At 71.9% G+C, this 15,796-nt stretch carries 10 protein-coding genes; 1 reads left to right on the top strand and 9 read right to left on the bottom strand.

The genetic code is table 11. From position 1 onward, the window contains the following. Positions 1-95 precede the first annotated feature (95 nt). From AB0H43_RS07265 to AB0H43_RS07295, 7 genes are read right to left on the bottom strand one after another with little or no spacing between them, the layout of a single operon-like run. Positions 96-1,067, bottom strand: a complete 972-nt coding sequence (locus tag AB0H43_RS07265; protein WP_359997881.1) for a glycosyl hydrolase — start codon at positions 1,065-1,067, stop codon at positions 96-98. Next, positions 1,064-1,963: an SAM-dependent methyltransferase gene (locus AB0H43_RS07270; protein ID WP_359997883.1), complete on the bottom strand. Its 900-nt coding sequence runs from the start codon at positions 1,961-1,963 to the stop codon at positions 1,064-1,066. The genes AB0H43_RS07265 and AB0H43_RS07270 overlap by 4 nt, the downstream gene beginning before the upstream one ends. 18 nt (positions 1,964-1,981) lie before the next feature. Next, a complete protein-coding gene (locus tag AB0H43_RS07275) occupies positions 1,982-3,583 on the bottom strand; it encodes an oligosaccharide flippase family protein (protein ID WP_359997885.1) in 1,602 nt (533 codons plus the stop codon). Further along, positions 3,580-4,452, bottom strand: coding sequence for a sulfotransferase domain-containing protein (locus tag AB0H43_RS07280; protein WP_359997888.1), 873 nt, complete (start codon positions 4,450-4,452; stop codon positions 3,580-3,582). The genes AB0H43_RS07275 and AB0H43_RS07280 overlap by 4 nt, the downstream gene beginning before the upstream one ends. Continuing rightward, on the bottom strand, positions 4,449-5,699 hold the full coding sequence (locus tag AB0H43_RS07285) for a hypothetical protein (RefSeq protein ID WP_359997891.1): 1,251 nt from the start codon (positions 5,697-5,699) through the stop codon (positions 4,449-4,451). The genes AB0H43_RS07280 and AB0H43_RS07285 overlap by 4 nt, the downstream gene beginning before the upstream one ends. After that, positions 5,696-7,075 (bottom strand): hypothetical protein, encoded by a 1,380-nt coding sequence (locus AB0H43_RS07290; RefSeq protein ID WP_359997894.1) that lies wholly within the window; start codon positions 7,073-7,075, stop codon positions 5,696-5,698. Before AB0H43_RS07290 ends, AB0H43_RS07285 begins: the two co-directional genes overlap by 4 nt. A gap of 50 nt (positions 7,076-7,125) precedes the next feature. Continuing rightward, the gene (locus AB0H43_RS07295) at positions 7,126-8,760 is read right to left on the bottom strand and encodes a Wzz/FepE/Etk N-terminal domain-containing protein (protein ID WP_359997897.1); all 1,635 of its coding nucleotides are present in this window, start codon (positions 8,758-8,760) and stop codon (positions 7,126-7,128) included. A gap of 291 nt (positions 8,761-9,051) precedes the next feature. Between AB0H43_RS07295 and AB0H43_RS07300 the strand changes: the two genes are divergently transcribed. Further along, positions 9,052-11,202: a hypothetical protein gene (locus tag AB0H43_RS07300; RefSeq protein ID WP_359997900.1), complete on the top strand. Its 2,151-nt coding sequence runs from the start codon at positions 9,052-9,054 to the stop codon at positions 11,200-11,202. Here the strand turns inward: AB0H43_RS07300 and cysC are convergent. Continuing rightward, positions 11,183-12,688 (bottom strand): adenylyl-sulfate kinase, encoded by a 1,506-nt coding sequence (gene cysC, locus AB0H43_RS07305; protein ID WP_359997902.1) that lies wholly within the window; start codon positions 12,686-12,688, stop codon positions 11,183-11,185. The two genes, AB0H43_RS07300 and cysC, sit on opposite strands and share 20 nt — an antisense overlap. Before the next feature lie 77 nt (positions 12,689-12,765). Then, positions 12,766-15,546: a phosphoenolpyruvate carboxylase gene (gene ppc, locus AB0H43_RS07310; protein WP_359997905.1), complete on the bottom strand. Its 2,781-nt coding sequence runs from the start codon at positions 15,544-15,546 to the stop codon at positions 12,766-12,768. Positions 15,547-15,796 lie beyond the last annotated feature (250 nt).

The following is a 15,796-nucleotide window of genomic DNA, read 5'->3' on the forward strand; positions in this document are numbered from 1 at the left end:
TTTTAAAAACCCACTCGGAGTTGATCGGGTTTCCGGTATTATTATTGGACCAAGATTCGACCGAGAACCCTGATCCAGCGCCCAATCGTGCGGCGCTAAGGGGTGAGGGTGGTGAAGGCGGAGCGGAAGGCGGCGAACTCGGCGGGGTCGCCGCCCAGCCGGAACTGCCCGTTCGCCCCGTTGCCGTCCGGATCGGATTCGAAGTACGCCACCGCTTTGATCTGCGGCCAGTCCCGGACGAAGTCGGCCGCCTCCCGCAGCCACCGCGTACGCACGGTGGGTCCCCACGTGCGGGCGACGCCGAACTCTCCGACGACGATGGGTTTCGGGTGCTGGGCGGCCCAGGCGAGGAACGGCGTCAGCAGGTCTTGCAGCGACGCCAGCTTGCTTCCGGCGTACGCGTCGACGCAGATCCAGTCGACGGTGTCGTCGCCCGGGTAGAACGAGGCCGCCCGCCCGGCGGCGAAGCCTTCGGCGGTGGGGCACCACACCCAGGCGACGTTGCGTACGCCTTCTTCGGCGAACACCGCCCGGATGTGCCGCCAGGCGGCGATGTAGTCCTCGGCGCTCCACATCGTGGCGGCCAGGTTCGGCCGGTCCATCTCCCAGCGGACGCGCAGCAGGACCGGGTCGCCGAAGCGGCGCAGTTCGGCAGCCCGCGTACGCAGCACGCGGTCGCTGTGGCCGAGGGTGATCGAGCGGGTGTCGCCGGTGGCCCAGCTGAGCATGAGCGTGCTGCCTTTGCGGCCCAGCTGGCGGTCGCTGAAGGTGTCGAACGGCTCGTCGATTCGCCGGTATGTGTTGACGATCCGCAGCCGGCGGCCGAGCGACTCCTCGTAGTGGCGTACGGCAGCGATCCGGCCGGCCTGGGTGAGCTGGGCCGGCCGGACCCACGCGCCGAGCCAGGCGCCGGTGGCGGGCGGAGTGACCGCGCCACCGGCGTACGGCCCGGGATGGGGCGTCACCTTGTCCAGAGTGGACGGCTCGGGCGCCGGCTTCCCGGGCGGCGGCGAACATGCCGTCAAAGCCAGCAATCCGACCGCCACCAGGGCGAGGAGACGCCTCACCAGCTCTCCGCGTCCGGGTCGCGGCGCGGTCCCTCGGTCTCCTCGGAAGGCTCCGGAGCGGGCGAGGCGGACGCGGCCGACGGGGCGGGCGGGGCAGGCGGGGTGGCGGACACGGTCGACGTCAGGTCGCCGCTGGCCAAGGCGCCCAAGGTCGGCCGGGTACGCCGGGCGATGTAGAGCACGTTGACGGCGTACCGGCCGGCGAGGCCGACCCGGGTGGCCAGGTCGTCCACGAACTGCGCGATCGGGCGCAGCCACCGGCGTCCGTACCAGCCCTGCGTGAAGAGGGCGAAGCCGCGCTGCTCGACGATGGTGAAGCCGTGCCGGTCGAGGATGGTCGCCACGTCGTCGTGGGACAACTCGGCGAACCAGGGCTTCGCGCCGTGCCGGCGGTGACGCAGGTGCCGCAGTGAGTGGGCGTTGCCGTGGTTCTCGACAACGAGGAGTCCGGCGTCGTAGTGCGACAGGACCTGGGCGGCGAAGGCGATCGCCCGGTCGCGTACCGCCTCGTCGACGTTGAGGAGCAGGCGGAACACGGTCACCAGCGCCGGGGCGTCGGTCGGGACCGGGGTCGGCACCGGACCGGTCTCGTCGATCTGGTGCATCACGGCGTACGCGCCGACCTCCTGCGCCTTGGCCAGCATGGCCGCGCTGGTGTCGTAACCGTGCGCGCCGCGGACCAGCCCGTGGAGGATGCGGATGGCCCGGCCGGTCCCGCAGGCGAAGTCGTGCTGGACGGGACGCCGGTAGGGGAACGCCCGGCGGGCGAGGCCCCGCAGATACTCCCGCTGCCGCCGGTTGATCGCCGACCAGTAGCTGTCCGGGGCGTACACGATGTGCTCGTATTTCTCCACCGCCGCGGAGTCCTGGAAGATCTGGGTGTAGTCGGTGCGCATGGTTCTCCTCGAGTGTTGTCAGGCCCGCCGGCTCAGTGGGGTCAGGGGCAGGCGGCGGCGCAGCAGCACCACCCCCAGCAGGTACGCGACCGCCCCGGCTCCGATGGCCAGCCAGGGCGGGGACGCGTGCAGCGCGGCCGGCACCGCGCCGAAGCTGACGGAGGTCAGCAGCGCGGCGGCGAGGGTGTCGCCGCCGAAGGGGTGCAGCCGCATCGTGACCACGATCTGGGCGAGGGGCAGCAGGTTGTTCACGGCGACCGCGCAGGCCAGCCCGAGGGCCGCGCCGGCGATGCCGAGAGCCGGGATGAGGAGGAGATCCACGGCGACCATCGCGGTCAGGGCCGCGAGCACGTTGACGAGGTTCCACACGGTGCGCCCGCCCATGGCGAGCACCATGTCGACCATGCCGCACCCCGTGGCCAGCAGCATCGCCAGCGCCAGAACGCGGACGACCGGGACGGCTTGGCGGTAGTGCGCGCCGAACAGGCCCAGGTAGTCCCCGGCGTACTGGAGGACGGTCAGGTGCAGCGGCCAGGAGGTGAGGATGAGCCAGCCGGTCGCGGTCTGGTACAGCCGCCGGGCGGTGGGCAGGTCGCCGACCGCGAGCGCCTCGGCCAGCCGCGGCTGCACCGCCTGGGAGATCGCGCCGTTGGCGAGCTGACCGACGACGACGAACCGGCCCGCGACGGAGTAGGCCGCAGCCGGAGCCAGCCCGGCGAGCGCCGCGACCAGCAGGACGTCGATGCGCTGGAGCGCGGTCTGCGCGACGTTGGCGAGCGCCCGGGGCGCGGTGAACCGCCAGAACCGCCATCCCATCCCCGCGCCGTCTTGGCGCTGGATCACGGTTCTCGGTCGAATCATGGCCCAAGATTCGACCGAGAACCCTGATCCAGCGCGGAAGGAGCGGGCGACGCCCAGGGTGAGGTCGCGCAGTGACCGAGGCCGCGGGCGTGGCCGACGGGTCAGCCGCCACAGCAGGTATCCGGCAGCCGCGCAGACCGGCAGGTATGGCGCGGCCCAGGCGATCGCCCAGAGGACCACCGGTGCGCCCATGAGGAAGGCCGAAGCCAGCAGGAGCAGCTGCAGCGTCGGCCGGGTGATCTTTTCGAGCAGGACGGTCGGGCGCATCTGCCGGTAGCCGCGGGTAGCGGCCAGCAGGGCGTCCGCGAGCGCGGCGAGCGGCAGGAAGAACGCCAGCGCGCGCAGCGGTTCGGCGTACTCGGGGGTCAGGACGGGTGCCAGCCAGTAGGTGGCCAGCGTCAGCACCAGCCCCGCGAGGAAGACCGGCAGCAGCGACACGCGCAGGCACGCCCCGATCAGCTCGGGTGTGGACAGCGCGCGCAGCCGGGCCGGCCAGTACACCAGCCCGGTCACGGTGCCGAGCCGAGCCACCCCGCCCACCAGGGTGAACGCGGCCGTGGCCGCGAAGAACGAACCCGCCTGCTCGGCCCCGAGCCCGCGCGCGACCAGCCAGGTCACGCCGAGGCCCGCGATCCCGGCCAGGCCCGCGCCCAGCAGGTTCGCGACGCCGCCGCGCGCGGTCGAGGTCAGCGCGTCGCCGCGCGAACCGGGTCCGCGCTGCGAAGGCGCCTGGGTGCGTGTCGGGTTCTCTGTGGTCATGCTCGCCAGGCAGGCGTACGCCCAAGCCAGGCGGTCAACGCCGCGTCGTGCGGAGCGAAGTGCGCCCGGAGTTCGGCGCGGATCTCGTCGGGCAGTTCGGTGTCGCGCGGCCGGGCGTTGTGCTGCTCGAACTCGGGGAAGCCGAGGTGTGGCAGGCCCAGGAAGTCCTGTACGCGTTCGTAGACCGTCTTCGGGTCGGTGAAGAACTCCTCCGCCTCCTGCACGAGGATGTTGTCCCGGCCGAGCTGATGCGCCATCTGTTCCAGGGCGATGGCGTACTCGCCCCGCGCTCGGTAGGCGTGGTGCTGATGGGCGAACGAGTACGCGAACGGGTCGGCGGTCAGCCGCGCCTGCTGCCCCCGTAGCCGGCTCGGTTCGAGGGAGAGCGCGCGGGCGAAGTCGGCTTCCAGCTCGAATCCCCGGGCCACTTCGTGGGCGTGCTGCGAGTACGCCCGCTCGACCGGATCCCGCACGAGCACGATCACGCGTACGCCCGGCAGGTCGCGGGCGATTCGGGCGGCCGCGTGCGGGTGGTAGAGGTAGTACGGGCTGGACTCGAAGGTCTGCCCGGGGTAGCCGTGCTCGTCGAGCAGCTTCTCGGCCGCCCGGCGCAGCGGGAAGTGCGCGCGGTACCAGTCCGGCCCGCGGTGGTAGTTGGTGTCGAAGTAGTGCACGCCCTTGTGCAGTACCGCCTTGAGCACCAACGGGTGCTGGGAGAGCGCCCGGTAGAGCGACGTCGTCCCGCATCGCTGACCGCCGCAGATGAGGAACGACGGCAGCATGCGGGAGCCGGCGGTGAGCCGGCCGAACGAGCGGGATCCGGCGTGGATGATGCGTTTGACGGGTTCGGGCACGGTGCTGGAGTTCACGTCAGCCTCCGGACGCGGTCGATGAGCACGGGGAGCAGCCAGGTGCCGAGGACGCCGAGGCGCGCACCCGCCTCGGCCTGGCGGTCGGCCAGATAACGGGCGGCGAGGTCGACGAGGTAGAGCAGCGCGGTGACCTCCCGTCCGTCGGGGATCACGTCGAACGGATCGAGCAGCGTGGCGGCCTGCGCGACCACGTCGGCCACGCAGGCCCGTGCGTCGGCGTCCTGCTGGACGCGGCGCTGCAACTCGTAGTGGAGGGCGTCGAAGCCCATCGGGACGCCCGGGGTGAACCGTTCCCAGTCCCACACCAGAACGTCGGACCCGGTGTCGCCCTCGACGCAGGCCATGTTCCAGGGCGCCCAGTCGCCGTGCCAGGCACCGTAGGTCAGCGGCACGTCACCGCTGCGGTCGATCAAGGTCCGTGCGGCGTCCAGCAGCGGCGCGCCGTCGGCGTGGTCGGCCACCTGCACGAGGCGGTTGCGTAGGTCGGCCCAGTAAGGGCTGGTGGCCAGCCAGCCGCGCGTGGTCCCCACCGCCCGGGCCACCTCCAGCATCGCGGTGGTCAGCCTTTCCGGCCCGAGGGGTACGCGATCCCGCCAGATCGGCAACGCGGACTGCACCAGGACCTGGTGCCCGTGCCACTGCCCGGTGTGGAGTACGCGCGGGACGGCGACCTCCTTGAGGTCGATGTGCGACAACGCCGTCAGCGCCGCGGTCTCCGCCCGGACGAGACGGCGGGTCAACGCGCCGGTGCCCAGCTTGGCGAAGCCGAACGTACGCCCGGTCGGCGTGAGCAACTGCAGCACCGGCTTCCGGTTGGCCCGCGCCGGTCCGATGTGGATGCTGATGCTCAGCGGCGCCTGAAGGTGCTGCTCCAGGTAACTGTCGATGGAGTCCACCCCGGGCGACGGCGCGTTGATGCGTACGCGGTCACGCAGGAGGGCGGGCCAGGCCCCGGTACGCAGCGCCGCCACGACGGCGTCCCGTTTGAGCTTGGCGAGCCGGGTCTGGGGCTCGGCGAACCGGCGTACGGCGGCGGCGGCGACCCGGCGCGACCCCGTCGGGATCAGCAGCTTCGGACGCCGAGCGTGTGGAACGACGAGATACTCCGCGACCCGGTCGGACCCTTCGCCGGTGAGCGAGCAGGGCGCCGGATACAACAGGTCGAGGACTTCGGCGAGGTACTGATGGCGTAGTTGCGCGTCGGCCACGGTCAGCTGGGCCGGAGCGGTGGTCACCGGACTCATGCGACACCCCGATCGGAAGTCGTTTTCGGGAGGGTTGCGCGCCAGAGCAGCGCGTAGGCCAGGAAGGTGAAGGCCAGCGGGGTGACCAGCGAGTTGTACCAGAACATCGCGACGAAGGTCCCCACGATCGCGGCCTGGCCCGCGATCCCGATCGGCGTGCGGTCGCGGCGGAACCGCCAGAGCCCGTAGCCGAAGAAGCCCAGGTAGCCGATGGCTCCGACGGCTCCGTGCGCGAACAGCAGTTGCCAGAGCTGGCCGTTGCCGCCGACGGTGAAGTTGCCGCAGCGTTCGCAGGCGGCGCTCTCGCCGACCGCGATCGACTGCCGCCCGCCGAGCGTGTTACGGGTGGAACCGAACCCGACCAGGGGCGACTGGCGGAAACCGTCCAGCGCCCGTTCGGTCAGATACATGCGTACGCCGTTGGACTTGCCGTTCTCGAGGCGCTTGCCGACGACGTCGCCGAGCGGCGTCACCGCCAGTACGCCGGCCAACGCGGCGGCGGTGGCCGCCCCGGCCAGAAGCATGCCCAGGCGGCCCGACTGCGCCTGGCGTACCGCCACGTAGGCGACGGTGACCCCGAGGCCGATCCAGAGGCCCCGATTGAGCGAGTGGACGACCGGAACGGCCGCGACCACCAGCAGTGCGAGCGCCGCGGCCGTGACCCGCCGGGTGACCGCGGACCGGACCGCGACGGCGAACCAGACGACGAGCAGGCAGAAGTTGTTGCCCCAGGTGTTGGTGTAGCCCCACGGCGCGGCCGGACGCGGCTGCGGGTCGCCGACGATGTCCATGATCTGCGCGGCGTAAGGGTGGACCAGCGACTTGATGAAGCCCTTGCTGCGCACGCCCGGTGGCAGCAGCAGCTCGACCGGCGACGTGAAGCCGAAGTGCCCGGCGAACGTGCCCAGCAGCCCGCCGGCCACGGTGACCACGAACAACCAGGCCAGCAGCTTGACCAGGCGGGCCTGGGAGAACGTGCCGGTCGGCAGGTTTCCCGTGTGGATCAGCAGGATCGTGAGCGCGACGTACTCGATCAGGCGGAACGCGACGCCGGTGATCCGCTCGGCCGCGCCCGCCGCGACCACGCCGTCGGGGTCGGCCCCGAGCACCGCCACCCCTACGACCACCGCGCCCAGGAAAAGGAGCCAGAGCGGGAAGCCCGGCGGCAGCTTGACCGCCTCCCCACGCCGGTGTTGCTTCGCCAGCTGGACGGCCATCGGCACCGCGAGGATCGGAAAGATCAAGACGCCGAGGCCGAGCACCCACCACACCGGATACAACGCCAACAGCGCGACCAGCGGCCACCCCGTTCCCCTGAGCACCCGGCCGCTCGTGTTCTGCGCTGGATCAGGGATCCAGGTCGAATCTTGCCTCAAGATTCGACCTGGATCCCTGATCCAGCGCCCACGGTTCGGGGCGGCGACGGTCACGCCACGCTCCGCTCGGCGTCGAGCTCGGCGAGCTTGGCGTCGTCGAGGCGCTGGAAGTGCTGGGTGTCCTCGACCAGGGCGGCGGACGGCGGCGTCGTGGGGGCCGGAGTCGGCGTCGGCACGAAGGGCTTGAGCCGCGGCACGACTACCGAACCCAGCAGGACGGTGCCGACCCGGCGCAGCTGCTCGGCGGCGTCGGCGACCTGCGGGTAGCGCGTACGCCGGAGTTCGATCGCGACGATGGCCGCGTCGGCGACTCCGGCCAGGCTCTGGGCGTCCGCGCTGGCCTCCGTCGAGGGGGCCTCGATGATCAGATAGTCACACTGCGTACGCAGGTGGGCGAGGATGTCCCGCAGCGCCTGGGACTGCAACAGGCCGGCCGCGCTGGCGGTCGCGCCGGTGGCGAGCACCCGCAGGTGGGGCGTACGCGGAGCGCGCTGCAGCGCGGTGGACAGCGCGACCCGGCCGCAGATGACGTCGGAGAGCCCGGGGGTCGGCTGCACCCCCACCATCCCCGCCAGCGGGGCGACCCCGACCAGCAGATCCGGCTGGTGCGCGCCGACGAGCACGACTTCGCTGCCCGTACGCGCGAGCGCGGTCGCGAGGTTGGCCGCGACCAGGGTGGCCGACGGCCCCCGGCTGGCGCCGGTCACGACGACGGCCCGGCCGCGGGTGTCGTCGGTGGGCGGGACGACGGCGGCGATCGCGGCCACGACCTCGTTCCGCAGCCGGTTGAAGATCCGGCCGCCGCTGCCGTACGGGGGGAAGACGTCGTCCAGCCGGGGCCTGGCCCGCCCGATCACCTCGGCGAGCACCGGAACGTCGGCTCGGCGCCAGACGTCACCCGCTCGGCGTACGCGCCGGTCGAGGCGGTGCCGCAGAGCCGCGGCCAGCAATCCGAGCAGGGCTCCGAGGACCGAGCCACCGGCCAGGTTGATCTTCAGATCCGGCTTGCGCGGACGGTTCGGCAGCCCGGCGTCGCTGATGATCCGGCCCGCGCTCACCGCCGTCGTCGACAGCCCGTTGAGCTTGCCGTTCAGCTGGTTGATCTGGGTCTGCAGGGTGGTCCGCTGGCTGTCGAGGGTCGGTCGGTTCGGGGCGTCGCCGGACAGCTTGCCCAGCTTGGTGATCACCTGGCCGAGCTGCGCCGACAGCTGCTTCAGCTTGGCGTTGAGCGCCTTGATCTGGGTGTCCAGGTCGTAGTGCGCGTTCTCCTCCCGGCTGCGCAGGTACGCCTCCGCGAAGGCGTGCGAGCCCGCCTGGGCCAGTTCAGGCGTACGCGCGGCGTACTTGATCTGCAGGACGGTGGTGTTCGGCGGAACCTCCACCGACACCCCACGGGCCAGGTCCCGGGGATCCGCCTTCGTCCGCAGCAGCTCGGCGGCGGTGGCGGCGACTTGCGTCGAGCGCACCAGCTGCGCCTCGGTGTCGAGGTTGATCTCGCCCTTGGTCCGGCCACCAGCGGCGTTCGCGTCCCCACCCGAGGGCTGGACCAGGACCGACGTGCTGGAGACGTACTCGCGCGGCAGCGTACGGGTGACGGCGGCGGCGCCCGCCACGCCGACGGCGGTCAGCAGCAGGACGACCCACCAGTGCCGACGGACCAGCCCGAGATAGTCGGAGAGGTCCATCGACCCGGGATGAGCGGCGTCCATGGGCGGGCCTTTCGCGTGCGGATGACGGCGTGCGGGGTCGGCGGGGCGGGGAGAAGGAGGAGGCCCCTGAGAGGTAAACGGCACGGGCGGGCTGACGTAACTCCGGAAAACAGGCTGTATGTCCGGATTTGCTGGGCGTGTCGCTGCACGATTTCCGCGAAGGGCCGACTTTTCTGGACGTTTACCCCTTTAGGCCACTGTGTGTCGCGAATAGGATCAAAGCCAGCAATCAGTGCGTTCTCTCGACTGGCGGAGGGAGGCACCGCGATGGGCAGATCCGGTCACGGAAAGCAGTCCGCGCGGGTGGCGCTGCTGGCTGCCGCCGCGGTGACGGCGGCGGCCGCGATCGGGGTGGTCGGGGGCCGAGTGTCGGACCGGCCCCGCATCGTGCCGGTCGCAGAGGACGTCTCAGTCCGCGACTTCGCGCCGGTCTCGCTCGACACCCCGCAACCCGAAAGCGTGGACCTGCTGGCGGCGGGCGGGTGGGACGGCGGGGCCGCCGTCAGCTACCTCAAGTTCCGCGTCGACCTGCCGTCCGGAGCGCCGCCCGCCCACGCCGAACTCTGGCTGGCCCGGCACAGCGGACGCCTGCCGGGAGTCGTCGAACTCAGCGTCGTGCCGTGGGCGGACTGGCAGGCGAGCCGGCTCGACGCGCGGTCCGCGCCCCGGCTCGGCAAGGTGGTCGGCTCCGTGTTCCCCACCGGCTTCGAGGCCGCGGTCCACTTCGACGTCACGAGCGTCCTCCGCTCCTCCGGCGAGTACGCGTTCGCGGTGACCGCCCCGACGAGCGACGCGATCGGCGTATTCGACGCCCAGGAGAGCCGCGCGAACCGGCCGCCGACGCTGACTCTGCAATGGAGCACGGGACCACGTCCGTCGGCGAGCCCGCTGAAACGGCTGCCCGGCTCGCTGATCGTCGCGCCGCCGAGCACCGCCCTGCGCTACCTGCAACTGCCGGGCTGGTTGCCGGCGGAGGCCGCGCCCTACTGGCAGCCGTCCACCGGCGACGGTGCGTACGCCACCGCGAGCGCGACCGAGGAGCCGTCGCCGCCTCCGCCGCCCTCGCCGACTCCAGGTGAGCCGACGGTCTCCCCGATTCCGGCGGCCAGCCCGTCCGAAAGTCCAGCTCCCAGTCTGTCCGACAGCCCGTCGGACGCACCGTCGGACAGCCCGTCGGCGTCGCCGGTGGAACCGTCGCCTTCGGACTCGCCGTCGCCGTCCGACACGCCGCCGCCCTCGGTGTCGCCGACGGTGACCGGTTCGCCGTCGGACTCGGCCAGTCCGTCTGTCACGCCGAGCTCTTCGGTGTCCCCCAGCCCGTCAGTGTCGCCCAGCCCGTCGGATTCGCTGAGCCCGTCCCCGAGTGCGTCGGCGTCCCCGAGTCGGCCGGGGTCACCGAGCCCGAGCGGCAGTACGCCGTCCGAACCCGACTGCCGCCTCGGTGCGTTGGGCGTACCGGACTGTGGGGTGCTCTGGGGAGTGGCGCCGGGGGCACACACTTCGGTCAGCCGGGCCACCGCCCTGCGTACCTTCGAGAACCTCACCCAGCGGCCGCAGGCGGTCTATCACGCGTACCACCGGGGGGACCAGATGTTCCCCACGGCCGAGGAGATCAGCCTGGCCCGAGATCCGCGCAGCCCGCGGATGCTGATGCTGAACTGGAAGCCGGTGAAGGCGACCTGGCGCGAGATCGCGAACGGCGACCCCTGGGCCGACGATTACCTGGACCGGCTGGCCGCCCACATCAAGACGGCCTACCCGGAGCCCTTCTTCTTCACCATGCACCACGAGCCCGAGGACGACGTACGCGCGAATCCGCTGCTCGGGATGACCGCGCGAGACTATGCGGCGGCGTTCCGGCACGTCGTGCAGCGACTGCGGGCCGAAGGCGTGACGAACCTGATCTCGGTCGTCTGCTACATGGCTTACATCCCCTGGAACACCAAGTCCTGGTTCCCGGATCTCTATCCGGGCGACGACGTCGTGGACTGGGTCGCCTGGGACGCGTACGCCTATAGCGATCCCGGGTACGGCTACGGCGACTTCGCCGAGATGATGAACCGACGGTCGAGCACCCACCCGGACTGGCCCGGCTTCTACTCCTGGGCGGCCAAGCAGTTCCCGAACAAGCCGCTGATGGTGGCCGAGTGGGGGCTCTGGTACTCGCCGGTCAATCGCGGGCACCCGGCCGACTTCTTCCGCAGCGTCGGGCGGCAGATCGACCTGTTCCCCCGGGTCAAGGCGCTGATCTACTTCGAGACGCCGAGCAACCAGGTCGGGCGGGACTCCCGGGTGCACGTGACGGCGGAAGGCCTGGCGGCCTACCGAGAGCTGGGCCGACTGCCGGTCTTCCGGGTCGAGCCGCAGGTCGAGTCCCAGCGGCCGAGCCCGACGGCGGTCAGGACTCCGGGAGGCTGATCCAGCCGCCGTTGACGAGGTAGTCGAGGACCTCGTCGACGGCGTCCTCGACCGTGCCCTGACTGGTGTCGATGGTCAGCTCCGCGTCGGTGGGCGCCTCGTACGGGTCGTCGACGCCGGTCATGCCGCGGATCAGACCGGCCCGGGCCTTGGCGTACAGGCCCTTTCGGTCGCGCTTCTCGCAGACTTCCAGCGGGGTCGCGACGTGGACGAGGATGAAGTCCGCCCCGGCGGTGCGGGCCATCGCCCGGGCGCCCGCGCGGGCCGCGGCGTAGGGTGCGATCGGGCAGGCGATGGCGACCCCGCCGTGCCGGGCGACCTCGGCCGCGACGAACCCGATCCGGCGGATGTTCAGGTCCCGGTCGTCCTTGCCGAAGCCGAGGCCCTTGCTCAGCTCCCGGCGTACGACGTCGCCGTCGAGCATGGTGATGCTGCGCTCGCCCTCCTCGCGGAGCACTTCGGCCACCCCGTGCGCCACAGTGGACTTCCCGGAGCCGGACAGGCCGGTGAAGAAGAGGACCAGACCCCGCTGTCGACGGGGCGGCCGGGCCTTGGCCAGCTCCCGGGCGACCCCCGGCGGGGTGTGCCACTCGGGCAGCGTCTCGCCGTCGTCGAGCAGCTGGGCGATCTCGTCCGGGGTCAGCGGCAGCCGGGCGAACCGCGGGTTCACGTCGTTGGCGTCCCGCCACTGCCCGTCCCGCGTGTCGTACGCGAGTGAGCGCGGCACGAGGACGCGGGGACCCCGGCCGGCGATGGTCTCGGCGGTGGACAGCAGGTGGGTGACCCCGTACGCCGCGGCGACCCGAGCCCGCAGCGCGCCGTCGGCGAACTGGTCCTCACGCCGATGCAGCGGGATGGCGACGACCAGCGGGTCCGGCAGGCGCTCCGCCGCCGCGAGTACGCACCGCAGCAGCGCATGCTGCTCCAGCCCGTCCGGGCCCGGCTCGGCCACCGGCACCAGCAGCACGATCTGCGCGCTGAGCTGCCGGGCCGTGTGCAGCAGCTGGGCCAGTTGGGGCCGGTGCAGCGGGCGGTCGGCGTAGAAGCCGAGGACCCTTCCGGCCTGGAGGTGATGGCGAGCTTCGGCGGCGGACAGCCGATAGCGGTGGAACGGCAGCCCGCCGTCGCCGTACGCGCGTACCGCCCCGGCCAGGTGGCTGTGCCCCGGTCGGCGGGCAGGCCACCGCTCGGCGATGTGCAGCGCACCGATCGGCGCGCCCTCCGGGTCGGTCAGCACGACCGCCTTCGCCTCGGGGCGTACCGCCGCGTCCGGGACGACGAGCGTGATCACCGGCCACACCCCGTCCTGGGGCAGCCGCCCGTGCTGCTCGACCGCGGCGCAGTCGGACCGGCTCATGAACCCGTCCAACGGTGCGTACGCCCCGGCGAGCAGCATCTGCAGATCGGCGAGTTCGACCGGTTCGGGCGTGTGGGCGGGCGCGCCGGCCAGATCCTCATCGGTGAGGGCCCACTCGAACCGGTCCACGTCGCCTCCTGTCGTGCTCGTATCGAGATGACTAGTGTGCCAGCTCGACCGTGGCGCTGCGATCGGGCCAGCCGGTGTCAGCCGGTATTGCGGAGACCGGCGGCGATGCCGTTGACCGTGGTGAGCAGTGCCCGCTCCAGCGTCGGATCGGTGCTCGGCGCGCGTCCGCCGCCGGGCGTGGCGGACGACCTGGTCCCGGTGTCGCGGTACTGGCGCAACAGCGCCACCTGAAGGTGGTGCAACGGCTCCAGATAGGTGTCGCGGACGGCCAGCGTCCGGGCCAGCACCGGCTGGGCCTCCAGAACCTGCGTCTCGCCGGTGATCGCCAGGACCTCCTCGACGGTACGCGCGTACTCGGCCTCGATCTTGCCGAAGATGTGGTGCAGCCGCTCCGGCACCAGCGTCGCGACGTAGCTGCGCGCGATCGTCAGATCGGTCTTGGTCAGCATCATCTCCACATTGGAGAGGAAGGTCCGGAAGAAGTGCCACCGGGAATGCGCGTCGGTGAGGGTGTCGAACAGCCCGGCCTCCCGGGCGGCTCGCAGGCCGCTGCCGACGCCGTACCAGCCGGGGACGATCTGGCGCGACTGCGTCCAGCCGAACACCCACGGGATGGCCCGTAGGCCGCTGAGCCCCGCGCCGGAGTCCGGCCGCTTGGCCGGGCGGGAGCCGATGTTGAGCGCGCCCAGCAGCTCAGTCGGGGTGGCTGCCCAGAAGTACTCCGGCAGCAGCGGGTCCTCGACGAGATCCCGGTACGCCCGGAAGGCCGCGTCGGAGACGGCGTCCATCGCAGCGTCCCAGCGGGCCAGGTCTTCCTGCGGCTGCCGGGGTGCGGTGTGCAGCAGCGTCGCCTGCAACACGGCGGCCACGGTGAGCTCCAGGTTCTCCCGGGCCAACGCGGGCAGCGTGTACTTGTCGGAGATGACCTCGCCCTGCTCGGTCACCTTGATCGCGCCGTCGAGCGTCCCGTACGGCTGGGCCAGGATCGCCTCGTGGGTCGGGCCGCCCCCTCGGCCGACCGTGCCGCCCCGGCCGTGGAACAGCCGCAGGCGTACGCCGTGCCGGGCGGCCACGTCCCGCAGGTCGCGCTGCGCCCGGTGGATGCCCCACTGGCTGGTGGTGATCCCGGCCTCCTTGTTGGAGTCGGAGTAGCCGAGCATCACCTCCTGCACGTCGCCCCGGGCGCGCACAACCGCCCGGTACGCCGGCAGCCGCAGCAGTTCGTCGAGGAGCTGCCCGCCGGCCGACAGTTCGGCCGGGGTCTCCAGCAGCGGCACGAGCCCGATCCGGGCCTTGGCGTTGTGCGGATCGATCAGGCCGGCCTCGCGGGCCAGGACGGCGGCGGCGAGCACGTCGTCGACGCCCTGTGTCATCGAGATGATGTAGGACTCGATGACTTCCGGCCCGAACCGCTCCTGCGCGTCCCGGATGGTGCTGAAGACGTCGAACGTCTTGCGCGACCGGTCGCTCAGCGGGGTGTCGGCATGCGACAGCGGGCGGCGGCTCTCCAGCTCCCGGGCCAGCAACCCCGTCCGCTCCTCGCGGGACAGTGCGGCGTAGTCGGTGACCTCGCCGACGCTGGCGTAGAGCTGGGCGAGCACCGCGTGGTGCGCCTCGGCGTGTTCGCGCACGTCCATGGTGGCCAGCCGGAGCCCGAATGCGCTCACCCGGCGGATGATGCTGGCCAGGGTGCCGGTCGCGGTCAGCTGCCCGGCGTTGCGTGCGAGCGAGGCCCGGAGCAGCTCCAGGTCGGCGATCAGCCCGGACGAGCCGAGGTAGTCGCGCCCGTGGACGTGCGGCGTGCCCTTGGCCAGGCGCTGCCGGGTGTTGGCGAGCTTGGCCTTGATGGCGCGCGCCTTCAGGCGGTACGGCTCCTCGGCGTTGACCCGGCGGAACCGGGCGTCCACCTCCGGCAGCGCGTCGAGATCCTGGGCGAGGCTGGCCGACAGGTCCAGCGACACCGTACGCAGCCGCCGGGACACGCTGATCTCATTGATCAGCTCGTCCATCGCCTCCTCGGTGGCCTGGATGCCGTGCTCGTGCTGGATGATCAGCACGTCCCGGGTGACCGCCGGAGTCACGAACGGGTTGCCGTCCCGGTCGCCGCCGATCCAGGTCCCGAAGGTGAGCGGCTGACCGTTCGGCGCGCTCTCCACGCCCAGCGATCGCAGCGTCTCGGCGAGATCGTCGAGCACCTGCGGGGCGGCGTCGGCGTACAGGTCGCGCAGGTAGTAGACGGCGTTGCGGGCCTCGTCGGTCGGGTCGGGCCGGTCGAGCCGCAGCTCGTCGGTCTGCCACAGGAGGTCCAGCAGCTCGGCCAGGCGGCGGTCGGTCTTCTGGGTCACGTCGCCCCCGAAGAGCATCGCCTCGGCCGCCTCGTGGTCCAGCTCGTCGGCGATGCTGCGCAGCTTGGTCAGGATCGACCGCCGGGCCGCCTCGGTGGGGTGAGCGGTGAAGACGGGGCGTACGGCGAGCCGGCGGGCGGCGGCGGCGATCTCGGCGGTCGGCACCTTCCGCTCGGCGATCATGGCGCCGGCCCGGTCGAGCCAGCCGCCGTGCTTGGCGCGCTCCCGGCGCAGCTCCCGCGCCCGGTGCACCTGTTCGGTGACGTTGGCCAGGTGGAAGTAGGTCGAGAACGCGCGGGCGAGCTTCGTCCCGGTCGCGACGTCCAGCGCGGCCAGTTTGGCGGCGGCCGCTTCCGGATCGGAGCGGACCAGGGCGCGGACGTCCTCGACGAGGTCGAGGAGCGCCTGGCCCTCCTGGCGGGTCAGGGTCTGGCCGAGTAGGGTGCCGAGGCGTCGGATGTCAGCGCGCAGCGCTGCGTCGTCCTCATCAATCGGGTGTCGAGCTTCGCTCACCGCGGTTCCTTCCAGGGTGCTGCCGCGCCGGCGCGAGGAGATCGCATGCCGTCCCCGCAGCGCGCGCCTGAGAAACGGACGCCGCTGTCCTGGCCCGCATGTTACCTGCCCGACATGTGTCCGGGCGCTGTGACGCCGCTCTCGGACTCGCTTGTCGGCCGGTGAATGTAGGCTGGTGGCCGAGCGTTTACCCCCCACCCGTTGCGGGCGGGGGGCTAGTCGGCGTGGCCGTGTCTTGCCGCGCATAAGG

The organism is Hamadaea sp. NPDC050747 (genome assembly GCF_040654195.1).
GTDB lineage: Bacteria > Actinomycetota > Actinomycetes > Mycobacteriales > Micromonosporaceae > Hamadaea.